The following is a 25450-nucleotide window of genomic DNA, read 5'->3' as shown; positions in this document are numbered from 1 at the left end:
CTTTCGATTTAGAAAAATCCTTGGGCTTTGCGATCGTAGCTAACAAGCAAGCATTTCGTTTGTTGATAATGTTCGAGCATCATCGCATGGTTTTCACGACCGATACCAGATTGTTTAAATCCACCGAATGCAGCGCCGGCAGGATATTGGTGATACGTATTGGTCCAAACACGGCCAGCTTGGATGGCACGTCCGGCACGGTAAGCAATATCGCCGCTGCGAGACCATACACCAGCACCTAAGCCGTAAAGGGTATCGTTTGCAATTTCAATAGCTTCATCAAAATCTTTGAAGGTTGTCACAGCAAGTACTGGTCCAAAGATTTCTTCTTGGAAGATGCGCATTTTATTGTTTCCTTTGAATAAAGTTGGCTGGATGTAGTTGCCGTTTTCAAGGCTGTCGCCAAGATGGTTGACATCACCGCCAATTAATAATTCAGCGCCTTCTTCTTTACCAAGTTGGATATAAGAAAGGATTTTATCTTTTTGTTGTTGAGAGGCTTGTGCACCCATCATGACATCGGTATCAAGAGGGTTGCCGACTTTAATCGCTTTCACGCGTTCTAAGGCACGTTCGATAAATTTATCGTAAATGGATTCCTGAATTAAAGCACGCGAAGGGCAAGTACAGATTTCACCTGAGTTTAAGGCAAACATAACTAAACCTTCAATTGCTTTATCCAAAAACTCATCATCTTGATCCATGACATCTTCGAAGAATACGTTTGGTGATTTTCCGCCAAGTTCAAGTGTTACTGGAATAATATTTTCGGTTGCATATTGCATAATTTGACGTCCAACGGCAGTTGAGCCCGTGAAGGCAACTTTTGCAATACGTGGGTTCGTTGCAAGTGGTTTCCCTGTTTCGATTCCAAAGCCATTCACAATATTAAGAACACCTGCTGGAAGTAGGTCTTCGATTAATTCTACCAATACCATAATGGAAACTGGAGTTTGTTCTGCTGGTTTTAACACGATACAGTTACCTGCAGCTAATGCAGGAGCAATTTTCCAAACAGCCATTAAGATTGGGAAGTTCCATGGAATAATTTGTCCGACTACACCTAGTGGCTCGTGGAAATGATAGGCTACTGTATCATTATCTAATTGAGTGGTCCGTCCTTCTTGTGCACGGATAGCGCTTGCAAAATAACGGAAATGGTCGATCGCTAATGGAATATCTGCATTTAATGTTTCACGGACAGCTTTACCATTGTCCCAAGTTTCAGCTACAGCAAGTAATTCGAGATTCTCTTCTAAACGATCCGCAATTTTATTTAAGATACGTGCACGTTCAGCTGTTGATGTTTTTCCCCAGGCATCTTTGGCTGCATGTGCCGCGTCTAATGCAAGCTCAATATCTTCAGCTGAAGAACGAGCTGCCTTTGTAAATACTTCGCCGGTTACAGGAGTCTTATTTTCAAAGTATTGTCCTTTAACAGGTGCCACCCATTTGCCACCGATAAAGTTATCGTACTTTTCCTTGAATTGAATAACTGACCCTTCAGTATTCGGATTTGCGTAAATCATGATTAAATTCCTCCCCTTTGTCAAATAGGAAGGCGCTAAAATGAGAGCGTCTTCATAATAATAAACAACACGTTCATAGTGTTTATTATTATAGTATTATAGTAAAACTGAAAAAATTGAAATTCAAGAATTATGCTCTGAATCGTGTCAGGAAATAGTCCGCCGACTCTTACCATTTTAACCAAACGTTTGAATAGCATAGCCTATATGGAATTTGGTCGAAAGAATTCGATACAAGGCGTGTACGTTGTGGAATTGAAATTTCTCTATTTTTTTTGACTCTTTCGACAATCTATTTATATCGATGTTTGGTAAAATGCTTATATATCATGTACTCCTGCCAGTTTAATTAAACGTTTGAGTAAAGGTGAATCTAGTAGAGAAAGGTCGGAATAAGGGATATTCACAATGGCAACTTGATGCCAGCTGCCTACAGGTAAAAGTTACTTCTCACTTCATGAAGGGAGGAGTATTCTATTAACCTCAAATTTAGAGCGGAAGAACCGTCCCCATGCATCACAAAATTAAATTTAAGGAGATTGACCGATGAAATTATTACAATTTTTCAATCAAGGTGAACTTCGATTAGGTGTTAAAACAGATCTTGGGATCTTAGATGTACAAAAAGCCGCGCAAAAATTTGAAATTTCGGCCCCTGTCAGTGTTCAGGAATTAATTTTACAAGAGAATAAGGGTCTGGAAGTGGTAAATAGTTTAGTGAGTCGTGCCAGTGAAAATGGGTTGAATGAGTTGTTTGTCCAAGAGGAAGGGATTACCTATGCTCCAGCGGTTTCCAATCCTGAAAAGATAATTTGTGTCGGTTTAAACTATATTAACCATGCAAAAGAATCAAAAATGGAGGTTCCCACTACTCCGATTTTATTTAGTAAATTTAATAATGCATTAGCTGCACACCAAGATACCGTTGCCATTCCAGAAGGTTCGGAACAAATGGACTATGAAGCAGAACTTGTTTTAGTCATTGGCAAGAAGGCTAAAAATGTTTCAGAAGAGGAAGCGTTGTCCTATGTTTTTGGTTACAGTGTGGGAAATGATATTTCTTCTCGTGATTTGCAATTTAGAACGGGGCAATGGTTACTAGGAAAAAGTCCGGACGGATTTGCTCCAGTCGGTCCTTACGTGGTCACCAGTGATGAGGTTGATCCAAATAATCTAACGGTTGAATGCCGGGTCAACGGTGAATTACATCAATCTGCCAATACAAAGGATATGATTTTCAATTGTGCCACAATCGTTAGCTATACTTCAAAGTATATGACATTAAAGCCAGGTGATATTATTTATACGGGAACTCCAGATGGTGTAATCCTTGGCTATTCAAAAGAGGAACAGGTTTGGTTAAAATCTGGTGATGAAATGGTTATATCGATAGAGTCCCTAGGCGAATTAAAAAATACTTTACAATAGGGGGAATTAGCATGGCCTTGTCACAGGATACGAAAATACAAAACTATGGAAATTTTATTAATGGAAAATGGCAGACATCGAAAGAGACATTATCTGTCTTCGATAAGTATAAAGGTGAAGAAATTGCTAGGATTGCGATTGCTTCTCGAGAAGAAGTGACGGAAGCGATTCAAAATGCTTATGAAACCTTTCAAACGGTTAAACTCTCACCCATCCAGAGATATGATATTTTAATGAAAACCGTTGAGATTGTGAAACAAAGGAAAGAAGAGTTAGCTCTCATTATGGTTCAGGAAGCTGGTAAGGTTCTAAAAGAGGCAAGAGGGGAAATTGACCGAGGGATCCAGACCTTAATTGCTTCTGCTGAGGAAGCAAAACGGATTACCGGACAAGGAATTCCATTAGGACAGCCTGATAATGATCATAAACTGGCTTTCACGATTCGGGTACCAGTTGGGGTGATTGGCGCCATCACTCCCTTTAATTTTCCATTTAACTTAGTTGTACATAAACTTGGTCCGGCCATTGCTGCCGGAAATACAGTTGTTCTTAAGCCGGCGGAAAAAACGCCGATCATTGCCTGTAAATTGGTTGAGATTTTAACGGAGGCTGGTCTTCCAAAAGGGTATGTGAATCTAGTAAACGGTCTTGGACACACAACCGGACAATATTTACTGGAAGATGAGCGGATTGCAATGTACACGTTCACGGGCAGTCCGATTGTGGGAAAAAAGATCAAAAATAGTACAGGTATCCGAAAAGTGACATTGGAACTTGGAAATAACTCCCCGAATATTGTTCATAAAGATGTTGCCGATTTAGACCGGGCTGTACAGCTTTGCGTTACAAGAGGGGTGTCTAATGCCGGACAGGCATGTATTTCCGTTCAGCGTGTTTATGTTCATCAAGATATTTATGATGCTTTCGTGGAAAAAGCGATTCAATTAGCAGCATCATTGAAGGTTGGAGATCCAAGAGATCCACAAACCGATGTGGGGCCATTGATTTCTGAAAATGAGGCCGTTCGTGTGGAAGAATGGTTGAAGGAAGCGCGCGAAAAAGGGGCAACTGTCTATGGGGGAGAAAGAGTTGGTTCTGTCATTCACCCAGCGATTGTCACGAATGTTTCCAATGATATGAAGGTTGTTTGCGAAGAAGTATTTGCCCCTGTTATTGGGATTACTTCATATGAAGAAATTGAAGACGCCTTTAAGATGGCAAATGATACACCATACGGTCTTCAAGCAGGTGTGTTCACGACCAATCTTACTATTGCCATGGATGCAAGCCATCAATTAAATTTTGGCGGAGTGATTATCAATGATGTGTCCACCTACCGTGCGGATGTCATGCCGTATGGCGGGATTAAGAATAGTGGAGTTGGAAAAGAGGGTCCCCATTATGCTATTCAAGAAATGACAGACGAACGAATTATTGTGATTAATCTATAAGTATATGTTTTGAATTTGCCGGTTCGAAGCTAGACACGGATTTCATTATTGGGTTAGGCGGCGGAATTAGTATTGATTTAGCAAAAGTAACAAAAGGGAGCCATCGGTGGGGCTCCTCTTCCCTTTAGCAGGAAAAATCTTCACTCTGGGTAAAAGGAAGGCGGTTGGATTTCCCTTTAGGAGGAAAAATCGGCTCAGATGGTAAAAGGAAGGCGGTTGGTTTTCAAAATGGAAAGGAAGTACTGATAGGTAACTTTTCAGGAGTCATCCTTTCTTGAGCTACAAATGCGATTAAAGGGGGAAGGTATATGGATATAGTAATTCAAAGTGATTTCGCCCATGCAAATTTGGATGAAATGAAGGAAGTGTATGCTTCTGTTGGATGGACCAAACATACAAATGAGATTATCAGACAAGTTTTCGAGGCTAGTAATATTATAGCTTTAGTGAAAGTTAATGGAAGAATTATTGGGATTGGCAGAGGGATGACCGATGGCGTTTTTAATGCCGCCATTTATGATGTCGTGGTTCATCGGGATTTTCAAGGGCAGGGAATCGCTAAGAAAATGATGGAGTTTTTGCTTGATAAACTAAGTCATGTTTCCTGTGTACATTTAATCTCAACAACTGGGAATGAAGGGTTTTATCGACAACTAGGATTAAAAAAGCTGAAAACTGGAATGGCAAGGTATATAAATCCAAGACTAAGTGATGAGTATCTGGAGTGATTTATAAAAGGAAATTAGAGCACAAGAACCGTCCCCATGCACCTTTAGTAAAATATGAAAAAGGGAGGTTGCTAATATGGAAAATTATTTCGTGATTTCTAGCACCCCCTCTACTCCTGAATGGAAAGCTATTTTCACTTCAATTCTTAACCATTGCGACCAGTTTGAAGTGGTTTACCCTGATGCAGAATTTGATCGAGACAATCCTTTAATGGGCGGAAAGTTAGAATTTGAAAAATTGGATGGGACTGTTGTTAAACCATGGGAGGGAATGGAGAACAGTGTAAGTATGTTGGGGAAGCTGACGAGTGTTTCTAGGAGGATATTTTACACATTAGAGGAACCTTCTTTTATGGGGTATATACCCGAACTTTGGTGCTTCAAGTTATTTAAAAATGGCACCTTATTTCTTTCAGTTCAGGATTTCACTGTCTGCCTTTTGGAGCATCATCAGGAGATGATTTCATTATTTCAATATAAAGGAATAAGCATGGATATTTTTTTTGAATAATAGCAAGGATGAGATCATGGTGTGTTATTCTTTTAAAAAAGAAAAACCATGTAAGTGCAACTAATGAGCAAAATAGGCTACACAATCGCATTTGATTCACATAAAATAAAGCAAATTTTAGTTCTGGGGTTGGAAATAATGGAACATCCAAAGAATAAAGGCAATACCAGAAAGGATTCCACCGAGAAAAAAAGCAAGCAAATTTCACGGCTGGAAAAAGAGGTTGCATTAGGGCTTTGGATTCAAGTAATAGGCCAAATCATTGAAATAAAAGGTTTATCAGGGCTTTTGCATATGGAGGAAGATGCTAATACAATGGGTGAACAACAAATACTAACGGGGGTTTGGATTAAGGCGATTGGACAAATATTAGAGGCTGTTTCTGTATCAAGCCAAATAGGAGAAACAGATTTAATCAAACTGCTCCAAGAACAAAAACTCGCCATTACAGGAGATTTGCTTGTGGCAATTGGGTCAGCTTATGAAGTAATTGGAGGAATTCATGTGCTTGAAGAGGAAACAGACAAAATCCCTCGTATAGTTCCATAAAGAATACATGCGCTAGAGAGAAGGCGGAGTTGCGATGGTAACTCTTTTTTTGGTTGAGCGATTAATGAATCACATCAAAAACCTAGCTTTTCAGGCTAGGCTTTAGCATTATTCACCTTTTTCGAAAAGATCATAACAATTTTAAAAATCTATTCCGCCAGTCCTCTGCCAGTTCATTAACGGTTAATATTTTTTCAATCGATGCTTTATCTTGTTTTTGGTGAAAAAGAATTTGGGTGGCGAAAGAAACGGATATTCCTTTGGCGTGTTTTTCCACAAGCGTTATGTCCGAATCAAGATTAATCGCTCCTTCTTCCAATACCCGAAAAAAGTAACCGGTTAGCGTCGTTTCAACCACCTTCTTTAGTAACTCATTTTCCTGATTATAATGGGAGATGGTTATACAAGGTACCCTTCCTTGTGTTACTTGTACAATGGTATCGCCTATTTTATAGATATCACCAATGCAAACCTGTTCTTCCACCATTCCTGTGGCTGTTATATTTTCTCCGAAAGCAGGTAGAATAAGTTCTCTTTGAAAGAACTCTTCCCAGTAAGAATAATGTTCAAATGGATATATACATACTGCCCGGTCAGGCCCTCCGTGAAACTTGTGGTTGGCTACATCATCACCAACAAAGCCTAATTTTTTCAACTCAACAGCTTGTACAGTTGATTTTCCTATTGAGGAAATTTCTTTTTTATTGTTCCATTCAAATTCCCTCGGTTTTCCAACAGCTAAATTTATAATTTTTCTGTCCAATTAGAATGTCCTCCTCTTCCATAGAACTCTTTAAACGAATATTACTTGTATTATAATAGTGCTGCTTGAAAAGGTATATTACTTTTACACACAATGGGGCCATACTTATTATGATTTGACCCTACTTTTTGGGGTAAATTTTTAACATCCCATAACTTAGAGATTTAGTAAGTAGTTTATGTGGAAAAGATATACTAAGGGAAATTCCTTCTTTAAATTAGGCCATTTATTTATTTTTTGAAAGGATGTATTGAATTTCTTGACATACTATAGGGGGGTATAGTAAATTGTGAATATGGAGGTGGGGCTGGATGGATGAAAAAATGAATGATGTTTGTCATCTTTCAAATGAAAGAAAGAGTCATCATTCCGATCAAGTAAAGAAAAACTTGGTTACTCGTTTAAATCGAATTGAAGGTCAAATTCGTGGAATAAAAGGTTTAATTGAAAAAGATACTTATTGTGATGATGTAATTACGCAAATTTCAGCTACACAATCTGCTTTAAACAGTGTGGCAAAAATTCTTCTAGAAGGACATTTAAAAACCTGTGTATTGGAACGAATTAACGAGGGTGATACAGAAGTTTTAGATGAAGTTCTTTTAACAATAGAAAAATTAATGAAAAAATAGGAGTGATTATTTATGGAAAAGAATACTTTAAAGGTTACTGGAATGTCGTGTGGTCATTGTGTCAATTCCATTGAAGGCAGTGTTGGAAAACTTGATGGGGTGAATTCTGTGAAGGTTCATTTAACAGAAGGAACAGTCGATGTTGAATTTAACCCTGCTGAAGTAACCTTAAGCAAGATTAAAGAAACGATTGACGACCAAGGCTATGATGTTGAATAGGATGTTAAAGATAACGTGCGCCTAAAAGCACGTTATCTTTAACAATAAAATATACCCCCTACCCGTATGAAAGAGGTGGATCGTAATGAGTAATGACATAAAAGAGACAACTTTACAAATAACTGGAATGACCTGTGCGGCATGTGCCACAAGAATTGAAAAAGGACTTAAAAAAATGGAGGGTGTGAAAGAGGCCAATGTTAATTTAGCACTTGAAAAGTCCACTCTAAAATTTGATCCGGAAGTGGTATCTGAACAGGATTTCCAAAAGAAAATTAAGGATTTGGGCTATGACGTTGTAAAGGAAAAAGTGGAATTTGAGATAGCAGGAATGACCTGTGCAGCTTGTGCAAATAGAATTGAAAAACGATTAAACAAATTAGATGGTGTTGAAAAAGCGCCAGTCAACTTCGCGTTAGAAACAGTCCTGGTGGAGTATAATCCAGAACAGGTCTCTGTCTCTGAAATGAAGGAATCTATTAAAAAGCTAGGGTACAGCCTTGAACAAAAGAAAGAACATGCAGGTGAACACGTTGACCATCGTCAAAAGGAAATAGAAAAGCAGCAAGGAAAGTTTATTTTCAGTCTGATTTTGTCATTCCCTTTATTGTGGGCGATGGTTAGCCACTTTGAATTTACCCAGTTTATTTGGCTGCCAGACATGTTAATGAATCCTTGGGTTCAATTAGCTCTGGCAACACCCGTACAATTTGTCGTTGGTAAACAGTTCTATGTGGGGGCTTATAAGGCGTTAAGGAATAAGAGTGCAAATATGGATGTGCTTGTTGCACTTGGTACATCTGCTGCCTATTTTTATAGTTTATATTTAAGTATTAGCTCGATTGGCTCCGGCGCTCACATGGTCGAACTCTACTATGAAACAAGTGCTGTTTTGATTACTTTAATTCTATTAGGGAAACTGTTTGAAGCAAAGGCTAAAGGACGTTCGTCTGAGGCGATTAAGAAGTTAATGGGACTACAGGCGAAAAATGCAACCGTTTTTCGAGATGGCCAAGAGATGATGATCCCTATCGAAGACGTTTTAAAAGGGGATATTGTTTATGTAAAACCTGGTGAAAAAGTGCCGGTTGACGGCGAAATTGTAGAAGGCAGGTCAGCCGTTGATGAATCCATGTTAACGGGTGAAAGTATTCCAATGGATAAAACGATTGGAGATACCGTGATTGGTTCAACGATTAATAAAAATGGTTTCCTGAAAATGAAAGCAACAAAAGTTGGCAAAGAGACAGCTCTAGCTCAGATTATTAAGGTGGTTGAAGAAGCACAAGGTTCTAAAGCCCCGATCCAACGTTTAGCTGACGTGATTTCAGGAATATTTGTACCGATCGTTGTAGGAATTGCCATTGTTACTTTCCTTGTATGGTATTTCGCTGTTAATCCTGGTGATTTTGCAGGTGCTCTTGAGAAATTTATCGCGGTATTAGTGATCGCTTGTCCTTGTGCACTTGGTTTGGCAACACCAACCTCGATTATGGCGGGAAGCGGTCGTGCGGCTGAATTTGGGATTTTATTTAAAGGCGGGGAGCACCTTGAAACCACCCATCGCTTAGATACGATTATTCTTGATAAAACAGGTACGGTTACAAATGGTAAGCCATCTTTAACTGATGTTATTTTAGCAGAAGGCGTGAACGAAAGTGAATTTCTAACCCTGGTTGGTACAGCTGAAAGAAACTCGGAACATCCGCTTGCAGAGGCAATTGTGGAAGGTATTAAGGAAAAAGGAATGAACCTAGGGTCATCTGATACCTTTGAAGCGATTCCTGGTTTTGGTATTCAGTCAACGGTGAATAGTAAGCAGTTATTAATCGGGACACGCAGACTGATGGCAAAATATAGTGTCCATGTTCAGGCTGTACTAGCCAATATGGAGAACTTAGAAAAACAAGGAAAAACAGCTATGTTAGTAGCCATTGATGGGAAATATGCAGGTATGGTTGCCGTTGCCGATACCATTAAGGACACATCTAAGGAAGCCATTGCCCGATTACACAAAATGGGCTTAGAAGTTGTCATGATTACCGGGGATAATACCCAAACCGCTAAAGCCATTGCTGATCAAGTAGGAATTAAGAATGTCATAGCGGAAGTATTGCCAGAAGGTAAGGCGGAAGAAGTGAAAAAGCTGCAGCAACAAGGCAAAAAAGTAGCCATGGTTGGAGATGGAATTAATGATGCTCCGGCACTAGCGACAGCTGATATCGGTATGGCAATTGGTACAGGTACCGATGTGGCCATGGAAGCAGCCGATATTACCCTTATTCGTGGTGAATTAACGAGTATTGCGGACGCCATCTTTATGAGTAAGAAGACAATCACCAATATTAAGCAAAATCTTTTCTGGGCCCTTGCCTATAACGTTATTGGAATTCCAATTGCAGCATCCGGTTTCTTAGCACCATGGTTAGCTGGTGCAGCCATGGCATTTAGTTCGGTATCGGTTGTTCTCAATGCACTCAGACTTCAGAGAATTAGGTTAAAGGGTTAATTTTGGAGGTGTTTATATGAAGAAAAGCATAATGATTTGGGCTGTTTCAGCTATCGCTTATCTAGGGATCGTCATTGCTGGTTATAGTGTGTATGCAAGTGCTAATCCTAAATCGGCGGATAATCATACAACTGCTGAACAGGGGATAGAAAGCATGAATCCTCAACATGGTGATCAAGAGCATGAGAATCAGGATGCAAACACCACAAGCGAGGTTACACCAAAAGTATCCTATGCAAATGGAGAAATCACAATTGAGTTAAAAGATAAAAATAATCATGCTCCAGAGCTGGCAGTTTCTCATGATAAATATATGCATTTGATTGTCGTGAGCTCTGACTTAAAAGAGTACCATCATTTACATCCAGAACAAAAGGGCGAAGGAACCTATCAAGTGAAGGCAAATTTAGCAGATCATTCTTATAAAGCTTTTGTTGATATTCAGCCTAAAGGGCTTCACTATGCGATAAGCCCTATTGAGTTTCAGGTTGGTGAAGCCCAACATCCACACGGAGGTAACAAACTCGTTCCAGATACCGATTTCGCCAAGACCATTAATGGTCAAACGGTTGAATTAACCACTCGTTCATTCGAGGTTAACAAAGAGGTTGCCCTTCATTTTGATGTAAAGGGTGAGACACCTGAAGAGTATTTAGGTGCACTAGGGCATGTCGTCATCCTGGATGAAGCAGGAGAGAGATTTATCCATGTCCACCCAGTATCAAATGATCAAACTGTATTTGAAACACAATTTGATAAGCCGGGTATTTATAAGCTTTGGGCTGAATTCAAGTTTCACGGGCAGGTCAATGCCTATCCATTTATTATCGAAGTTAAATAACAAAAAATTTGAAGGGGATCAAAATGGCAAAAGTCTAACAAGAACTATATACAAATGGATAGATAAAGGGGAGAAAGAAATATGGATAATGGGCTAAAAAAAATTAAGATCGCCGTCAACGGAGGAATAGGATTTGGGGCAAAACTTAATTCAAAACAGCTTGTGATGCTTTCAAAATATATGAATGAAGATGAAGAGCTTGAATTAACCACTTTTCAGCAACTGTATATAGAAATCCCGGAAGATAAAAAAGAAGAAATCCAAGAAGAATTTCAAAAGGTTGGATTAGCTTGTTATCCGGTCGGTAACTTTGTAAAGAGCCTGAAAACCTGTAATTTTTGCAAAGGGGAAATAGTAGAAGGGATGCCGGTGGCAAAAGAGTTAAATCGCCGTATAGCAGGAAAACCTGTACCGTTTACCCTGAAGGTTGCTTATACAGGGTGTCCTATCGGTACCGCTGAACCCATGCTAAGCGACATAGGTGTGATGAAAGTTAGAGACCATTACAATTTATATGTTGGAGGAAATCCAAAAGGGAAAGACGCTGAGGTTGGGTCCTTATTAATGGAAAATCTAACTCCACAATATTCTTGCCACAAATTACTCTCTTAAACTAAATTAATCTTAAACTAAATTAATCTTAAACTATTAACTAACGTGCAAGTGTAAAGGAACGGGATCGCTGCGGCGATCTTTTTTTGATCAGTGAAAATAGTGCTTCCTTAAAAAGGGATACCTCTTGTTCAACAGCGGGCAGGATAGTTCAAGAAGGACAAATGAAAGGCTTTGTAGAAATGAATAAAGTAATAGATCGAAATAATCGTTAAAGAGGTATAACAATGACAGTTTCATTGACCCCCCTTGCTAGGGATGAACAGCACATTCTTCAGAATTTATATTCCCTTTATCTACATGATCTTTCAGAGTTTACTGAGAGTTTAGACCTATCCCCTGATGGTTCTTTCAAATTTGATTCTTTTGAAATCATATGGGAGAGGAAAGGAATCACTCCCTATTTTCTAGAAAAAGATAATGCGATTGCAGGGTTTTTATTACTTTTAGAAAGACCTTTTTTAAAAAAAGAATATGATTACAGTATCAATGATATTTTTATATTGAAGAAATATAGAAGAAAAGGGATTGCAAGAACCCTATTAAAAGAATTATTTAATCAAAAAAAAGGAAAATATGTGGTTGTTGAATTAATAAAGAATGAATCGGCTGTTTCCTTTTGGAAAAATCTTTTCAGTGAACTTCATATAGACTATGAGGAAGAACAGAAAATGATGGACAATGAAGCATGCTTGGTTCAATCCTTTCAAACGTAAATGTGCTGCTTGGTTAATTTTTCAGGTAAGAGAGGAACCAATAAGGTTCAATATATTTATAGTGAGGAGTATTAAATGAAATGAATTCCATAAACAAAAGCTACTTCACTATTGAGTGTAAGGATGTCCTTTTGCAAGAATTTAAGATTGAGGATTTAGATGATTTCCATGCATTAACTTGGCAGCCTGAAATATATGAATTTTTACCGGGCTGGAACGTATCTAAGGAACTTCGTGAAGACTGGTTCCTACATTTTGAAATCCCTGAGAACCAAGAGTTTCTAAAGGCTGTATCTGAGAAAAGGGACGTGGGAGAACTCAGATTAAGATTAGGAATCATTTTAAAAGAGACGGGGAAATTTATTGGCTGGTGTTGTACGGGAATAAAGGCTGAATTACCTCCTCCAAATCGAGAAATTGTTTACGGGATTTCCAATGAGTATAGGGGAAAAGGTTATACCACTCAAGCAGTTCAAGGATTACTTACATTTTTGTTTCAACACACGAACATTGAGGTTATTAATGCGATAGCATTAGAACGTAACCTTCCCTCTAATAGAGTCATCCAAAAATCTGGGTTTAACTTTCAAAATAAAATCCAACTAGAAAACGAAACCTATGATTCTTATAAATTGACGAAGAATGATTGGGTTACAAGAAGGTAGTGTTACAACCATAATGGTAAAAGGGGGTTAATAAATTGAACTATAAAACTTCAAACGAATTCTTTAACTGCCTAAATTTTCACGACTGCCCAGCTGATAAGATCATAATTGAAAAAGAAACGATCAGTTTTGATTTTGAATATGTCTATGTTTCCGAAAAGCATCCCCTAAACCCCTATGGTGTAGCAAAATCAACAGGGAGATCCAGACTTACATTTAATGGTGTAATAGATAGTCATGTGGTGATTTACTTTTCTGAGGGGTTAGAAAAACAAGTGCCAATAACAGATTTAGAAAAAATGGAGTTTCTAGAAGTGGTACAGAAACCATCTGAAAATTACTACACTTTTGAAATACGTGGTATCGGTTTTAGAACAAATGATTTTTGTAAAGTTGAAATAAAGGCAAATAGTTTTACATTACAATGGAATGAACTAACAAAGGATGCGTGGTATGTTGGCTGGAATGAAATAGCTGAATCCTTTTTCAAAAATAACCAGTCTGCTGACGGGGACAAGAGGTAAAAATCGGGATGGCCGCGGCGATTCCTTTTTTTATTGCACGAACGGGCAGTTTAGTTGAACAAGGGATTCAGAGGAATAACGTCGAAATATTAGGTAATGTTGCAAATTGGTGTTTTTTGTAAGGGGGACTTTATGGGAATTTTTATTTATTTTTTCATCTTAACTGTGTTGGTAGCTTCAATATTATTTTTTATCTCTAAAAACGAACAACGTCCCAAATTACGAAGGGTTAAATTATTTTATGATGCTGAAGATAAAGGTATAGCTATGTACCTCGTTATAACAATTGTTTCGACTATAGCCTTATTTTGGTTGATTCTAATGAAATTATAAAAAATGCAATCTAATAAATGAAGCTCCTATTTTTGGAGTGTGCTAGTCAAAAAGGATATAGTTAGAAAACAAGAAATATTTATCTAATAGAAAACAAACTATGACCTTTTAATTGAATTGAGGTGGAATATGAAGAAAGAATGGATGTGGAGATTGTTGGTTCTTTCTGTTTTTTTTATAATTACTATTTGAGCAAAACAAAAGGCTTATTAAACTACGGGTTTGACTATCTAGGAAGGATTTTAGCACATTCTTATTATTTTGCAATTTTGGAAAATGACGAAAAAGACGAATCAGTTGTACCAAAAGTAATAAAGCTAATGAGGAGTTATTCTTGATTTTTGAGTAGCCAACAATTAAAAAAATGGAAAAAGATGCTGCTAGGATACATGAGGATGGAAATATTGGACTTGCTAATATAAGTTATGTATCAGACCCAGACTACTTCAAAAAGGGGATATTATCGTTCAGTATGTAGGGGAAAATAAAGTGATTTTAAATCAATTTGAAGAAATATTTGGAGATCAATTTGCTGGTCGCTAATTTTTATAGGATATTGTAACGTTGTACTTAAAGTAACGGGGGCGTTAGTTTAATAAGGAATGAGGAAAAGAGACCTCATATAAGAGTTCTCTTTTCTTTTGCACAAAAATCAACATTATCGTTTAACAGAGCCTAAATATTAAAAGGCTAATGTTTGTAGAGTGTTATACATAATGGCCATTCTAAAGAGAGCTTGAAATGTTAACAAACGCTAATCTTATTTCTGTACGTTTTGATTGATTTTCGCAAGAACTTTTTCCAAAAGGGAGAGTTCTTCTTTCGTTATCCCGTTGCAGACCGTCTCATTAAACTTTTCAATGATGGGAAGGACTTCCTCACCTAATTTCTTTCCCATTTCAGTCAGATAAAGACGTACGGAACGACGGTCATCTTTACAATTCATTCTATTTACAAGTCCTTTTTTTTCAAGACTAAACGCCATTCTCGTGATATTTGTTTTATCCTTATTAAGAAATTCTGCCAGTTGGTTTTGCATTAAGCCTTCTTTTTCCCACAGCAGCATCATAATTAAATTTTGTTCAGGGGCTAGATGATAGGGCTCCAATTGGGCCTTTATATAATTCGTTAGATTGAGATCGGTTTGATGAAGTTTAATACTAATAAAATCCTGAAAAGATAAATTCAATGGATTCACACGCCTTATTTCAATAGTTGCTATACAAACTAGTTTAGTTGAAGATTCTGCAAGATACAATCAGTATGGACCATTTATTTCAGTAAATAAGATGAATTTGTGAAGTGAAGCATTTTATTTGACCCAATAAATCATTTTGAGTATAGTTGTTGGGTCAACAGTTGCTATAGCAACTGTATGAATAAATCTATTAAATAAAAAAGGGGATCATTAAAATGGGAGAAAAACAAGTAGTTATTGATGCCATTATTAATGGCGATAAAGTAAAATCAGAAAAACAAGCACCTCGTGAAAATCCAACACGCCCAAATGAGATTGTTGGATTTGCACCAGTAAATACAAGGGAAGATGCCATTCGTGCAATCGATGCGGCTCATGATGCATTTTCAAGTTGGACTCAAACATCCATTGAAGAACGAGTGGAACGAATGAGAAAAGCAATTCAAAAAATCAAAGATCAAACAACAGAAATCGCTAAATTGTTATCAAGAGAACACGGTAAACCTCTTTATGATGCAATGGGTGAAATTGGTGTTTCATTAGCTTGGATGGAATTTGCTTGCGACAATGCGGTTGAAGTATTAAAAGACGAAGTTCAGGAACATGAAAGTGGAAAAACGATTATTGCCAGAGATGGCCTTGGCGTGGTTGCAGCGATTACACCTTGGAACTATCCATTGTCACTTTCTACTATCAAAATAGCACCTGCGCTATTAGCAGGAAACACCATGGTCTTAAAGCCAAGTCCATTAGCACCATTAGCTGTCAGCAAAGTAGTTGAAATTGTTGCAGAAGAGTTTCCAAACGGTGTTCTCAACCTTGTTCATGGTGAAAGTGAAGTGGGTGTAGAATTAACTTCTAATCCAAAAGTAGCCAAGATCGCCTTTACAGGTGGAACTCAAACTGCGAAACATATCATGAAAGCTGCAGCTGACACCATCAAAAACATGACACTGGAATTAGGCGGTAACGATGCGGCGGTTATTTTAGAAGATTTCGATGTGAACGATGAAAGAGCGATGCGTCGTCTAGTAATCTCTAATTTCTTAACAGCTGGCCAAATTTGTATGATTGCAAAACGAGTATACGTTCATCGTGCTATTTATGATCAGTTTGTTGAAAAATATATTGAAGCAGCCAATAAATGGATTCGAGTCGGAGATCCATTTAATAAAGATGTAACCATTGGGCCTGTAAACAATCGTAGACAAGTTGAATATGTTCAAAGCTTAATTGATGATGCGGAAAGTAAAGGTGCTAAAGTCATCAAATTAGGTAAAGTTTTGGATGAGGACGTATTTAATACAGGCTATTTCATGCAGCCAACACTTGTTTTAGGCGCAGATTACAACGATCGAATCGTTGTAGAAGAGCAATTTGGACCAACTCTTCCAATTCTACCTTTTGATGATGATCAACACGCGATTTCACTAGTGAACGACAGCATCTATGGATTGACAAGCTCTGTTTGGGGCAAGGAAGAACATGCCATTAAGGTAGCGAAACAGATTCAGGCTGGAACAACAATGATTAATACCGCAGCTGTTCAAGGTCTAGATGTACGCTTCCCATTTGGTGGAGTGAAACAATCCGGTATTGGCCGCGAATATGGTAAGGAAGGCCTTCTTGCTTACACTGATACACATGTTATCAATATCCCTAAAAAAGGGGAATTAGTGTATATTCCTGAATAATAAGAGGCAATCGATAAACCCAGTAAATTCATTTTACTGGGTTATTTTTTTTTAGAGAGACTTAAATAATAAGAAAAGGCAATTCATTAACAAAACAATAAGAACGAATCGTTATCTTGGTAACCCATTTTCGTTAAAGGTTTTACTTATTCAATTATCGGGGTGATTCTTCATTTGATGAGGTCGCTTTGAAAAAGATTGTAAATTGTTGTACTTATACTAACGAGCAGTTTAGTTCAATAAGGAAAGGTTAAAAAAGGATAAAGCAGGTGCAATATCGGAGTTTAAATTAAATGCCAACAAGTTTATACCCAAAATATAAGTAGAGGAGAAAAAATTATAATGTTTCAGCTTGAGTTATATAATGCTATATGGTTATTTGTAGTAATATTTATGATTCATGATTTTGAGGAAATTATAGCTGTTGAAAAATGGGCGAAAAGAACGGAAAGTAGAATAACAGGTAACAGTAAATGGATAAGCAAAAAGATTTGGCAATTTTGGAACGTTAATTCTTATTCCTTTGCGAAGAGAGATGTTTTTATATTCTTGCAATGTCTATTATTACCTTCATTAAAATTCAAAACTTAGAAAGTTCATGGAGTTCGATTTTGTATCTATCATTCTTGATATTTGTATTAATACACAATGTAGTCCACGTCTGATTGCTGCGGCAATCTTTTTTGTTATTCAGCTATGACAGGCTAATTTAAGAAGGAAATGAAATTAACGAAAAAGAATAATAAAAGAATTATTAATATTGCGGGAGGGTCGAAATGATTGAAGCAGCTATATTTGATTTAGATGGAACATTGTTGAATAGAGATAAATCAGTTGAAATATTCATAAATGCACAATATGACAGATTAAATAAATTAGTACGTCATATTCCAAGAGAGAAGTATGTAAAAAGATTTATTGAATTAGACCATCGTGGGTATGTATGGAAAGATAAGGTGTACCAACAATTAGTAGATGAATTTGGGATTACTGATATAACCTGGGAAGAACTACTTCATGATTATATTTGTGAGTTTAAAAATAATTGCGTACCTTTTCCTAATCTTATAGAAATGTTAGATGAATTAAAAGGAAGGGGCTGTAGATTAGGAATCATTACAAATGGAAAAGGGCATTTTCAGATGGATAATATAAAGGCACTAGGTATTGAGAAGTACTTTGACACGATTTTGGTTTCTGAATGGGAACGAATAAAAAAACCTAATCCAGAAATATTTAAAAGAGTCTTGGAACAGCTTAATGTTTCACCTAATCAAAGCATATTTGTTGGGGACCATCCTGTAAATGATGTGAAAGCTGCTCAAAATGTCGGGATGATAGGGATTTGGAAAAAGGATTATCAATGGAGTACAGTGGAAGCTGACTTTATAATTGATGATTTAGCCGAATTACCTTTGTTTATAGATAAATACCAGCAAACCCCAATATTGAATCTTTTTGAACTACCATGAAAGTTAACTAATGGGGGCTGTAATTTCACTACCAATGGATAATTTCGGTAGTCCGCTTTTATTTGCGTTAGGTTTTATAGTAGTTATAAAATTCATTTTTAGGGGATGAATGAATTTGTTTGAGACAGAAAGAAGTTATATAAATACCTTTCAAAAATCGGACTTTGAAGATGTTAAAAAACTATATGTCAATCAGGAAGTGAGAAAATTTCTAGGTGGTATACTCCAAGAAGATTCCATTAGAGTAGCATTAAACCAAATGCTTCAATTAAGTGATGAATCATATTACTGGGTTATTAGAGAAAAACTCACAGCTGATTTTATTGGTTTAGTTTCTCTTGACCCGCATCACGATGGCAATTACCTCGAAATCTCATATCAGTTTTTACCGAATTGGTGGGGAGCAGGTTATGCTACTGAAGTAGTTCAAGAAATTATTAACTTTGCCTTTAAGGAATTGAACCTTTCAAAAGTAATTGCAGAAACTCAAACTGCCAATATTTCCTCCTGTAAACTATTGGAAAAATTAAGAATGGAATTAGAAAAAACAATTATCAGATTTGGAGCCGAGCAAGCCATTTATTCAATCCAATCATCATAGCTATAATCAATGGTGTCTCATAATCAGGAGTCTAAAGAAGAAATTCAATCAGATTTTGCTTTATTACTTGCAAGTACAGAAAAAAAAATCTTGATATATTGCTCGGCATTGGGTGCACAATGTCCACACCGACAACGAGATGTTTAACGGAAATAATTAATTTGTTAGAATTGGAACAACAGTAAAAAAGTGGGGTGTATTTATGGCAACATTTGAGGACTTTTTGAAATTGGATATCCGTGTTGGTACTGTTATTAAAGCAGACCTTTTCCCGGAAGCACGAAAACCTGCAATAAAATTAGAAATTGACTTTGGGGAAATTGGCATTAAACATTCCTCGGCTCAAATTACACGAAGATATAAACCCGAACAACTTATTGGTAGTCAAGTGGTTGCAGTAGTAAACTTTCCACCAAGACGTATTGCAGGTTTTAAATCTGAGGTATTGGTAATTGGAGGTGTCCCAGAAGAAGGTGATGTAGTACTTTTAAAACCAGATGGACCTGTAAAAAATGGAACACCAATAGCGTAGAAATTCAAAAACAACCTAATTTTATGAGTAGTTCTTGTTGGACTGTTTAGCTGGGAGAATACAATCGAAGAATAACCCCCCTTTTTACAAAGGATGAATGCATTTTGTTATTTCATTTGGTTTTAACCTTATTCTTTTGATATCAATGACCTGCCATTCTATGGTTTTTTCATTACTAAAAGTGATCGTTACTAAATCATGCGGGGGGCTGTGGGCGCCTTCGAATGTTGTTACCTGCACGGTGACATTAAATAAGTAACTGCCTGTTGGAAGCTGTGTAATTTTGGTTATTTTCCCACACATATTTTGTTTGATTTCGCCATATTGCTTCTTCAATTCCTGCTGAATGGAGGGATAAAGCATGATGAAAATCAAGTCATCCCGCAACTTTACATCATTATTAATGGTTTCAGCTTTAACGGGCGAATAAGTGAAGAGGGTGAAACAGGAAATAAATAGGAAAAGGCTTTTTCTCATAAGAATCCTCCACTTTAAGTTTCTCTTATCATTAACAAGTTAAGAAGTTCTTATTAAGCTGACAGACAGCGACCATCATTTTTCGTGTTGTGCAAACGAACAGTTAGCTGAACAAGAATAATCGTAAATGATCTTTCCAAAACTAAAAGTAGAGTTTAGGAAAAATAAGGAGGTCACCCATTTGGTTTTTTTGGGAATAAGAAATTTTTACGATGAAACAACGTGTCATGTAAGAGAGGACTTTTTTTGTGTAGGAATATCAATATTATGAGGAGATATCATTTTGTTATTCTAGTCATCATTGGATGTTTAATTACCTCATCCAATCAAATGGCTGAAGCAAAGAATACTACCAATCAACGGGTTTCTTTTTTTGAACAATTAATGACGCACTCATTAAAGCATGATGAGGTGCAAGACATTACAATTGAAAATGACTCTGGGCAGCAGCGTGTATTCAGTATTAACGATGGTTTTCAAGAGCGTGTACTTAGAAAAGTGGTACACTGGCTTAATCACTCCAGCCGAATAAATGGAACAATCGAGGATTCTTTCGCTCATCCATCTAATAAATTGACGTTAAAAATGGCAAATAACGAAGTGATTACCATTGAACCTGCCTATACGTGTGTAGCTGACAAAAAACGCAAAACCTGCACGGCTATAGATGGAGAAGTAATCGTTTCGGAAAATAGTCAAAAAATCCGATTAAAGTCACAATCACTTTATGATTGGCTCGTAGTGGGGTGGAGAAAAGAAGTGAACGGACCTACTAAAGAAGAGTTGCTTGAAGAAGCATTGTATACACGTTATTTAAATCATTTAGGTCCAGCTTATTCGGAGTTTTTCATGTGTCCTAAAATTAGAATTGAACCCATTGATGGGGATCCGAGGAGACATCTGATTTTTGCCAGTGCCTTAAACTATTCAGGACACCATGGCAGCGATTATGACAAACTTACCTTTTCTGTAAGCGATTCTAACCTAACTGGGTTACAAGTGACAAATGTAAAAGTAAAGAAACATATTTCGCAAGAGGAAAGCCAAAAACAATGCCAAACATTTGATTAAATATCATTTATACAAAGGAAGAATGGTAAGTCTTCTTCAGCTTAGGGGCGCTGCGGCAGCCCTTTTTTGTTGAACTTTTCTAGGTGAAAGCACATTTTTATGTGAACAAGCTTATAGGTGAATAACCAAAGAATATGATAATTTGAAAATAAATTATAAGGGAGCCCATTTTTATGTATCCTACTCATTTAAATTTGTATTATAACAGTCCGTATGGTCAAGATGCTTATCTTTCTGAAATCCCATATTATGTAGATTACTATTCTCCCCAAGATCCAAGACAATTTGGAGGGCATCAGCCTCCGACAGCACCGCCGCCTGGGCATCATGATCCAGAAGCTGGACCGCCAACATCGCCGCCGCCATCTGCTGTTCCTCAACAGATGCACCAAGCAGAAGCATTTGCAGTAGACCCAGGCAGTATGGTCAGATGTTTACACAGATACACGTATGTATGGCTAAGAGGTTTTGAACAATTCTGGTTTTACCCAACATTCATTGGTCGGAACTCGGTTTCAGGGTATCGCTGGACTGGACGGAGATGGGTTAATTTCGGAATTAGCCTAAGACAAATTCAATCCTTTACTTGCGTTTAATCAAATTTTCAAGATGCAAAATTTCACTTACAATAAAGTGTATAAGCTTAAAATCCGGCTGCCATCTTGGTGGCTTTTTCTTATTGTACTACCATGAAAAGACGGTAAAATGGAACCTTTTTTTGGAAAAGTTGTAAGTATGGTTAATAGATGAAAATGGGGTGAAAGCAGATGAAAAGAGCAGTCATTTAAAACTTGTTGGATTATCCTCTGTATTTGTTTTCTGATTCAACAAATTTTTGGTGATAGTTTTCTATCTTTTATTTTTACTGCTATTGGTTTTTTACTTTCGCCACATATGCAATAGCTATTTTAATAAAAGAGGAGGAATAACGAAAAGGACAATATATACTCAATATAAAATTAAAATGGACTGCGGAGGCCTTTTTCAATAGGCAGCCAAAAATTCTATCAAGTGTCAGACACCAGCACCCCTAACAGTTCCCTGCATGATTTTTTATTTATTCCATTTATTGTAAATATAGAGGAATTCTTTTCTTGTGTGCCGAAATAAACATAAGAGCCACTATTTAAGGATGAAAGCGGGAATTTGTATGCTGAAAAAATGGTCTTTAGCCTTATTAATTATGGTAATTGGTTTCCTCTATATTTTATACATAACTGTACAGCAACAACAGACGTTTGGCTTTGGTGACAAACTATCTAATAGCGGTTATGATAGCCATATTTCCTATTTTTCCAGGATCAATTCTGATATTCTCCGTTTTATTCTTCTCCAATCTGAGGGTGCATTCGAGCTCGGCCCGGCTGGAATTGATTATTATAAAAGCAGTGTGGAAAATATGATTCTAACCGTGCAACAATTAACTGATGAGACGGAACAGACGTCAGTTCCAAAGCCGTACAAACAGGCACATAAGGACTTGTTGCGAGCTTATCAAAATTTCCTTGACGCAGTAACTGTTTATCAAAAGGACTTAAACAAAGATGGTATTACCACTTCAAATATAAAGGGTGTAATCTCCGCTTACCCGCAAATTACAATAGCTTCGGAAAAGTGGTATACCGTTTATAAAAAGAGAGGAGCGGCACCGCGGATTCCCGATAATAGTCAATTTACAGTTCTAGGAAACTTGCAGGACCGGATGTTGTATATAGACAGCACACAAACCCGTATAGAAGGGAACTTGGGCATGATTAAGTCCACTCTTCTTCCGTGGGTCGATAAAAAAGAGTATGATGGCGTATATAAAATGCAGAGTAACTTGGTTCATCATCTTCCAAAGGTAATTTTCTATATGGAAATCATAAAAGTTCCGGAATCTTATTCGACCGCACATCAACACCTTCTTAGTGCCTTAGAAAATTTTCATCATTTAATAAAAGATACCCAATATCAACAAATTAACGATGAATATCTAGAAAAGTTAAAAGGTAGTTATGAGGATATTGAGAAAGCTTGGGAAGAGTGGAAGTTAGTAAAAGTGCCTGTGGCCGCCACTTAGATTGTTTTGAGATTGACTTTACACTGGTGAGTACTGCCAGTGTAGAAGGTGAAGTCGGTTTTCCTACAAAGGAAACCATCAGCCATACCAACAAACATAATACTTCATCAGAACTTTATGATCCGTTCGGTGCATTAAAGCCAAATAAAAAAAGCCCTAAAACAAGGGCTCTTTATTTTTAAAAAATTTAGTTGGATGCTTTTAATTAATAAAAGCAAGTAGCTCCAATGATAATTAACAAAATAAACAACACAACGATTAAGGCAAAACCTCCGCCATAACCAAAGCCGCCGCCGTAACCGTAGCCACCGCAGCCACAGCCGCCAAATCCGCCGCCAAATCCTCCGTAACCGAACATAAGTATCCCCCCTTTCATTAGAATTATTTAATTTTTAATAAAATCCGCCGCCGTATCCTCCACCCATAAAGGACGCTCCAATTATTATAAGCAGGATAAACAATACAACTACTAACGCGAAACCTCCGCCGGCTCCTACACCATCCATTTAATAACCTCCTTTACATCTATTCCATACAAAATATGATTAAATCCAAAAGATGTCAGGGCTCTTGCGAAATAGAAAAAGCCCAATCTTTACTATTAGAGAAAAAATCATTACGCGAAACCGCATTATATAGCTGAAGATGACTACTTAATGCAAAAGTGCTTAGTTAAAATAAAAATAAAAATAAAAATTAATATTAAATGGCTTAACCACCTTGGTTCTTCATATTAGACGGATGCATAATATACAAGGTAGCCGCTAAAAGACCATATCCAAGCAATAGACTTTCACCTTAACAGGGATAGTTTCAATCAAGAAAAGCCCTAGGAAGATGATATTATCCCCTTTAAGTAGACAGTGTAAAAAGCCCGCTAATAACGTGGGAATGATACACTACTACTTGGAGGGGATTTTTTATGGCAAAAAAGGGGACGAAATTTCAATCCTATACAGAAGAATTTAAACGTTTAGCAATTGAAAGATATATTAATGGTGATGGTAGTTACCAAACTCTTTCTGAGGAGTTGGGATTACGAAGCCCAACCCAATTAAAAACTTGGGTAAGAAAGTTTGAGGAAGGCAATCAACTTACCGATCAAAGGGGAAAAACTTCTACTGATAACCCCCTTAAAGGGCGACAAAAAACAAAGTTCAAAAATGTAGAAGAAGAACGTGATTACTATAAGGCTCAGGTTGAATACTTAAAAAAGCAGTATCCAAATCTTCACGGGGAGGTGAAATCAGAAAATCAATAAGGTTTGAGATTATACATGAGCTAAAAGGTATATACCCCATTACCTGGTTAACTGAAATTGCTGAAGTGCAGAGATCTGGCTATTACAAATGGGTAAAAACCATTGAGATTCGTGAAAAGAAAAAGGAAAAGGATCAGGGGTTAATGGATCTAATGCTTTCCATCCACCTCAAACATAAGGAATATGGCTATCCTAGAATGGTAGTAGCCCTGAAGGAGGAAGGATTTGAGGTAAACCATAAGAAGGTTTACCGTTTAATGAAGGAGATGGAAATTCAGTCGGTAATAAGAAAGAAATGGAGATACTTTGGTAAAAAAGGTTCCAAAGTGTTCCCTAACTTGGTTAACAGGGAATTTAAAGAGAGAAAAGAAAATGAAGTCCTAGTAACAGACATAACTTACATACCTTTCCAAAACCGTTTTTATTACCTATCAGTTATTCAGGATCTATATAATAATGAAATTGTTTCTTGGAAGTTATCAGACAGGAATAACATGAAACTGGTATTGGATACTGTGGAGGACCTAAATAAAAAAAGAATCGTGCACGGAACCATTCTCCATTCGGATCAAGGATTCCAGTACACGTCTAAGAAATACAACAAACGATTAAATAAATATGGCATTAAGGGCAGCCACTCTCGCAAAGGAAACTGCCTAGATAACGCCTGTGTTGAATCGTTCTTTTCCCACTTTAAAACAGAAATGTTGTATCAAACCGATTGTAAAACAGAGGAAGAATTAATACAAGCAATAGAGACATTTATGTATGAGTACAATTATAAGAGATTCCAAAAACGACTAAACCACCGTGCTCCAGTTGAATATCGGATCACGATGGCTGCATAGTCTTTTTTAGAGCTGTCTACTTGACGGGTGTAAGTCCAAAGAAAGGGCTTTTTTTAGGTTCTTCTTAGAAACAAATTACTGCTCCGTCCATAATTGATACGAATTAATCTTTGGGATTAAGTTAGGCTAAATGGAGTCTGAAAATTTGGAATGGGTTAACTAATCTTCTAATTCCAACTTAAAGGATATTTTTGGATATGTTAAAATGATTTGAGCAATGCCTT

General features: G+C 37.1%; 30 protein-coding genes. 24 read left to right on the top strand and 6 right to left on the bottom strand.

Features of this window, described 5'->3' with window-relative positions; all coding sequences use genetic code 11:
* Positions 1-8: 8 nt before the first annotated feature.
* On the bottom strand, positions 9-1529 hold the full coding sequence (gene exaC / locus AC4E8C_RS22475; protein ID WP_490208849.1) for an acetaldehyde dehydrogenase ExaC: 1521 nt from the start codon (positions 1527-1529) through the stop codon (positions 9-11).
* 546 nt (positions 1530-2075) lie between these two features.
* On the opposite strand from exaC, the gene AC4E8C_RS22470 reads away from it, so the two are divergent.
* From AC4E8C_RS22470 to AC4E8C_RS22450, 5 genes are all read left to right on the top strand, one after another.
* Positions 2076-2957: a fumarylacetoacetate hydrolase family protein gene (locus AC4E8C_RS22470; protein ID WP_490208848.1), complete on the top strand. Its 882-nt coding sequence runs from the start codon at positions 2076-2078 to the stop codon at positions 2955-2957.
* Between the two features lie 11 nt (positions 2958-2968).
* Complete coding sequence (locus AC4E8C_RS22465) at positions 2969-4408, top strand: aldehyde dehydrogenase family protein (protein ID WP_490208847.1); 1440 nt, start codon at positions 2969-2971, stop codon at positions 4406-4408.
* Between the two features lie 308 nt (positions 4409-4716).
* Positions 4717-5136 carry a GNAT family N-acetyltransferase gene (locus tag AC4E8C_RS22460; protein WP_490208846.1) on the top strand — a complete coding sequence of 140 codons (420 nt, stop codon included), beginning with the start codon at positions 4717-4719 and terminating at the stop codon, positions 5134-5136.
* A 76-nt stretch (positions 5137-5212) separates the two neighbouring features.
* The gene (locus AC4E8C_RS22455; protein WP_490208845.1) at positions 5213-5647 is read left to right on the top strand and encodes a hypothetical protein; all 435 of its coding nucleotides are present in this window, start codon (positions 5213-5215) and stop codon (positions 5645-5647) included.
* A 138-nt stretch (positions 5648-5785) separates the two neighbouring features.
* On the top strand, positions 5786-6196 hold the full coding sequence (locus AC4E8C_RS22450; protein WP_490208844.1) for a hypothetical protein: 411 nt from the start codon (positions 5786-5788) through the stop codon (positions 6194-6196).
* Positions 6197-6326: 130 nt separating this feature from the next.
* Here AC4E8C_RS22450 and AC4E8C_RS22445 read toward each other — a convergent pair whose 3' ends face one another.
* Entirely contained in the window at positions 6327-6959 is a 633-nt protein-coding gene (locus tag AC4E8C_RS22445) for an MOSC domain-containing protein (RefSeq protein WP_490208843.1), read from the bottom strand.
* A gap of 311 nt (positions 6960-7270) precedes the next feature.
* Between AC4E8C_RS22445 and AC4E8C_RS22440 the strand changes: the two genes are divergently transcribed.
* From AC4E8C_RS22440 to AC4E8C_RS22405, 8 genes are all read left to right on the top strand, one after another.
* On the top strand, positions 7271-7591 hold the full coding sequence (locus AC4E8C_RS22440) for a metal-sensitive transcriptional regulator (RefSeq protein ID WP_490208842.1): 321 nt from the start codon (positions 7271-7273) through the stop codon (positions 7589-7591).
* Positions 7592-7603: 12 nt separating this feature from the next.
* Positions 7604-7810, top strand: a complete 207-nt coding sequence (gene copZ, locus AC4E8C_RS22435) for a copper chaperone CopZ (RefSeq protein WP_490208841.1) — start codon at positions 7604-7606, stop codon at positions 7808-7810.
* Positions 7811-7895: 85 nt separating this feature from the next.
* Positions 7896-10319, top strand: coding sequence for a heavy metal translocating P-type ATPase (locus tag AC4E8C_RS22430; RefSeq protein WP_490208840.1), 2424 nt, complete (start codon positions 7896-7898; stop codon positions 10317-10319).
* 16 nt (positions 10320-10335) lie between these two features.
* Entirely contained in the window at positions 10336-11160 is an 825-nt protein-coding gene (locus AC4E8C_RS22425; protein WP_490208839.1) for a DUF8832 domain-containing protein, read from the top strand.
* Between the two features lie 81 nt (positions 11161-11241).
* Positions 11242-11772: a nitrite reductase gene (locus AC4E8C_RS22420; RefSeq protein ID WP_490208838.1), complete on the top strand. Its 531-nt coding sequence runs from the start codon at positions 11242-11244 to the stop codon at positions 11770-11772.
* A gap of 227 nt (positions 11773-11999) precedes the next feature.
* Positions 12000-12488, top strand: coding sequence for a GNAT family N-acetyltransferase (locus AC4E8C_RS22415; RefSeq protein ID WP_490208837.1), 489 nt, complete (start codon positions 12000-12002; stop codon positions 12486-12488).
* An 80-nt stretch (positions 12489-12568) separates the two neighbouring features.
* On the top strand, positions 12569-13153 hold the full coding sequence (locus AC4E8C_RS22410; RefSeq protein WP_490208836.1) for a GNAT family N-acetyltransferase: 585 nt from the start codon (positions 12569-12571) through the stop codon (positions 13151-13153).
* Between the two features lie 35 nt (positions 13154-13188).
* Positions 13189-13677: a hypothetical protein gene (locus AC4E8C_RS22405; protein ID WP_490208835.1), complete on the top strand. Its 489-nt coding sequence runs from the start codon at positions 13189-13191 to the stop codon at positions 13675-13677.
* Positions 13678-14770: 1093 nt separating this feature from the next.
* On the opposite strand, the gene AC4E8C_RS22400 is transcribed toward AC4E8C_RS22405, so the two are convergent.
* On the bottom strand, positions 14771-15208 hold the full coding sequence (locus AC4E8C_RS22400; protein ID WP_490208834.1) for a MarR family winged helix-turn-helix transcriptional regulator: 438 nt from the start codon (positions 15206-15208) through the stop codon (positions 14771-14773).
* A 215-nt stretch (positions 15209-15423) separates the two neighbouring features.
* On the opposite strand from AC4E8C_RS22400, the gene AC4E8C_RS22395 reads away from it, so the two are divergent.
* The 5 genes from AC4E8C_RS22395 (at position 15424) to csaA (ending at position 19507) form a co-directional block, all read left to right on the top strand.
* The gene (locus AC4E8C_RS22395) at positions 15424-16902 is read left to right on the top strand and encodes an aldehyde dehydrogenase family protein (RefSeq protein WP_490208833.1); all 1479 of its coding nucleotides are present in this window, start codon (positions 15424-15426) and stop codon (positions 16900-16902) included.
* 342 nt (positions 16903-17244) lie between these two features.
* Positions 17245-17493, top strand: a complete 249-nt coding sequence (locus tag AC4E8C_RS22390; RefSeq protein WP_490208832.1) for an HXXEE domain-containing protein — start codon at positions 17245-17247, stop codon at positions 17491-17493.
* A gap of 185 nt (positions 17494-17678) precedes the next feature.
* Positions 17679-18374 (top strand): HAD family hydrolase, encoded by a 696-nt coding sequence (locus tag AC4E8C_RS22385; protein WP_490208831.1) that lies wholly within the window; start codon positions 17679-17681, stop codon positions 18372-18374.
* 109 nt (positions 18375-18483) lie between these two features.
* Positions 18484-18975, top strand: a complete 492-nt coding sequence (locus AC4E8C_RS22380) for a GNAT family N-acetyltransferase (RefSeq protein WP_490208830.1) — start codon at positions 18484-18486, stop codon at positions 18973-18975.
* A 202-nt stretch (positions 18976-19177) separates the two neighbouring features.
* Complete coding sequence (gene csaA / locus AC4E8C_RS22375) at positions 19178-19507, top strand: chaperone CsaA (RefSeq protein WP_490208829.1); 330 nt, start codon at positions 19178-19180, stop codon at positions 19505-19507.
* 84 nt (positions 19508-19591) lie between these two features.
* On the opposite strand, the gene AC4E8C_RS22370 is transcribed toward csaA, so the two are convergent.
* On the bottom strand, positions 19592-19984 hold the full coding sequence (locus tag AC4E8C_RS22370) for a DUF3888 domain-containing protein (protein ID WP_490208828.1): 393 nt from the start codon (positions 19982-19984) through the stop codon (positions 19592-19594).
* Positions 19985-20251: 267 nt separating this feature from the next.
* Here AC4E8C_RS22370 and AC4E8C_RS22365 point away from each other — a divergent pair, with 267 nt between their 5' ends.
* The 4 genes from AC4E8C_RS22365 (at position 20252) to AC4E8C_RS22350 (ending at position 23299) form a co-directional block, all read left to right on the top strand.
* Positions 20252-21055, top strand: a complete 804-nt coding sequence (locus AC4E8C_RS22365; protein ID WP_490208827.1) for a hypothetical protein — start codon at positions 20252-20254, stop codon at positions 21053-21055.
* A 173-nt stretch (positions 21056-21228) separates the two neighbouring features.
* Entirely contained in the window at positions 21229-21651 is a 423-nt protein-coding gene (locus tag AC4E8C_RS22360; RefSeq protein WP_490208826.1) for a hypothetical protein, read from the top strand.
* Positions 21652-22205: 554 nt separating this feature from the next.
* Positions 22206-23117 (top strand): hypothetical protein, encoded by a 912-nt coding sequence (locus tag AC4E8C_RS22355; protein ID WP_490208825.1) that lies wholly within the window; start codon positions 22206-22208, stop codon positions 23115-23117.
* Positions 23072-23299 carry a hypothetical protein gene (locus tag AC4E8C_RS22350; RefSeq protein WP_490208824.1) on the top strand — a complete coding sequence of 76 codons (228 nt, stop codon included), beginning with the start codon at positions 23072-23074 and terminating at the stop codon, positions 23297-23299. Before AC4E8C_RS22355 ends, AC4E8C_RS22350 begins: the two co-directional genes overlap by 46 nt.
* Before the next feature lie 23 nt (positions 23300-23322).
* On the opposite strand, the gene AC4E8C_RS22345 is transcribed toward AC4E8C_RS22350, so the two are convergent.
* Entirely contained in the window at positions 23323-23475 is a 153-nt protein-coding gene (locus tag AC4E8C_RS22345; protein ID WP_402957794.1) for a YjcZ family sporulation protein, read from the bottom strand.
* A 34-nt stretch (positions 23476-23509) separates the two neighbouring features.
* Positions 23510-23623: a YjcZ family sporulation protein gene (locus tag AC4E8C_RS22340; RefSeq protein ID WP_205178538.1), complete on the bottom strand. Its 114-nt coding sequence runs from the start codon at positions 23621-23623 to the stop codon at positions 23510-23512.
* Positions 23624-24039: 416 nt separating this feature from the next.
* Here AC4E8C_RS22340 and AC4E8C_RS22335 point away from each other — a divergent pair, with 416 nt between their 5' ends.
* Complete coding sequence (locus AC4E8C_RS22335; protein ID WP_490207782.1) at positions 24040-24378, top strand: transposase; 339 nt, start codon at positions 24040-24042, stop codon at positions 24376-24378.
* Complete coding sequence (locus AC4E8C_RS22330; protein WP_490212454.1) at positions 24321-25226, top strand: IS3 family transposase; 906 nt, start codon at positions 24321-24323, stop codon at positions 25224-25226. The genes AC4E8C_RS22335 and AC4E8C_RS22330 overlap by 58 nt, the downstream gene beginning before the upstream one ends.
* Positions 25227-25450 lie beyond the last annotated feature (224 nt).

The organism is Neobacillus sp. SRL179, assembly GCF_984799095.1.
The sequence above is the reverse complement of the archived record's forward strand: the minus strand, read 5'-3'. Positions and strand labels throughout refer to the sequence as shown.

Bases quoted from the DNA above. Each gene is read 5' to 3' on its own strand.
- exaC (WP_490208849.1), bottom strand. From the start codon at position 1,529: ATGATTTACGCAAATCCGAATACTGAAGGGTCAGTTATTCAATTCAAG.
- AC4E8C_RS22470 (WP_490208848.1), top strand. From the start codon at position 2,076: ATGAAATTATTACAATTTTTCAATCAAGGTGAACTTCGATTAGGTGTT.
- AC4E8C_RS22465 (WP_490208847.1), top strand. From the start codon at position 2,969: ATGGCCTTGTCACAGGATACGAAAATACAAAACTATGGAAATTTTATT.
- AC4E8C_RS22460 (WP_490208846.1), top strand. From the start codon at position 4,717: ATGGATATAGTAATTCAAAGTGATTTCGCCCATGCAAATTTGGATGAA.
- AC4E8C_RS22455 (WP_490208845.1), top strand. From the start codon at position 5,213: ATGGAAAATTATTTCGTGATTTCTAGCACCCCCTCTACTCCTGAATGG.
- AC4E8C_RS22450 (WP_490208844.1), top strand. From the start codon at position 5,786: ATGGAACATCCAAAGAATAAAGGCAATACCAGAAAGGATTCCACCGAG.
- AC4E8C_RS22440 (WP_490208842.1), top strand. From the start codon at position 7,271: ATGGATGAAAAAATGAATGATGTTTGTCATCTTTCAAATGAAAGAAAG.
- copZ (WP_490208841.1), top strand. From the start codon at position 7,604: ATGGAAAAGAATACTTTAAAGGTTACTGGAATGTCGTGTGGTCATTGT.
- AC4E8C_RS22430 (WP_490208840.1), top strand. From the start codon at position 7,896: ATGAGTAATGACATAAAAGAGACAACTTTACAAATAACTGGAATGACC.
- AC4E8C_RS22425 (WP_490208839.1), top strand. From the start codon at position 10,336: ATGAAGAAAAGCATAATGATTTGGGCTGTTTCAGCTATCGCTTATCTA.
- AC4E8C_RS22420 (WP_490208838.1), top strand. From the start codon at position 11,242: ATGGATAATGGGCTAAAAAAAATTAAGATCGCCGTCAACGGAGGAATA.
- AC4E8C_RS22415 (WP_490208837.1), top strand. From the start codon at position 12,000: ATGACAGTTTCATTGACCCCCCTTGCTAGGGATGAACAGCACATTCTT.
- AC4E8C_RS22410 (WP_490208836.1), top strand. From the start codon at position 12,569: ATGAATTCCATAAACAAAAGCTACTTCACTATTGAGTGTAAGGATGTC.
- AC4E8C_RS22395 (WP_490208833.1), top strand. From the start codon at position 15,424: ATGGGAGAAAAACAAGTAGTTATTGATGCCATTATTAATGGCGATAAA.
- AC4E8C_RS22390 (WP_490208832.1), top strand. From the start codon at position 17,245: ATGTTTCAGCTTGAGTTATATAATGCTATATGGTTATTTGTAGTAATA.
- AC4E8C_RS22385 (WP_490208831.1), top strand. From the start codon at position 17,679: ATGATTGAAGCAGCTATATTTGATTTAGATGGAACATTGTTGAATAGA.
- AC4E8C_RS22380 (WP_490208830.1), top strand. From the start codon at position 18,484: ATGAATTTGTTTGAGACAGAAAGAAGTTATATAAATACCTTTCAAAAA.
- csaA (WP_490208829.1), top strand. From the start codon at position 19,178: ATGGCAACATTTGAGGACTTTTTGAAATTGGATATCCGTGTTGGTACT.
- AC4E8C_RS22370 (WP_490208828.1), bottom strand. From the start codon at position 19,984: ATGAGAAAAAGCCTTTTCCTATTTATTTCCTGTTTCACCCTCTTCACT.
- AC4E8C_RS22365 (WP_490208827.1), top strand. From the start codon at position 20,252: ATGAGGAGATATCATTTTGTTATTCTAGTCATCATTGGATGTTTAATT.
- AC4E8C_RS22360 (WP_490208826.1), top strand. From the start codon at position 21,229: ATGTATCCTACTCATTTAAATTTGTATTATAACAGTCCGTATGGTCAA.
- AC4E8C_RS22355 (WP_490208825.1), top strand. From the start codon at position 22,206: ATGCTGAAAAAATGGTCTTTAGCCTTATTAATTATGGTAATTGGTTTC.
- AC4E8C_RS22345 (WP_402957794.1), bottom strand. From the start codon at position 23,475: ATGTTCGGTTACGGAGGATTTGGCGGCGGATTTGGCGGCTGTGGCTGC.
- AC4E8C_RS22340 (WP_205178538.1), bottom strand. From the start codon at position 23,623: ATGGATGGTGTAGGAGCCGGCGGAGGTTTCGCGTTAGTAGTTGTATTG.
- AC4E8C_RS22335 (WP_490207782.1), top strand. From the start codon at position 24,040: ATGGCAAAAAAGGGGACGAAATTTCAATCCTATACAGAAGAATTTAAA.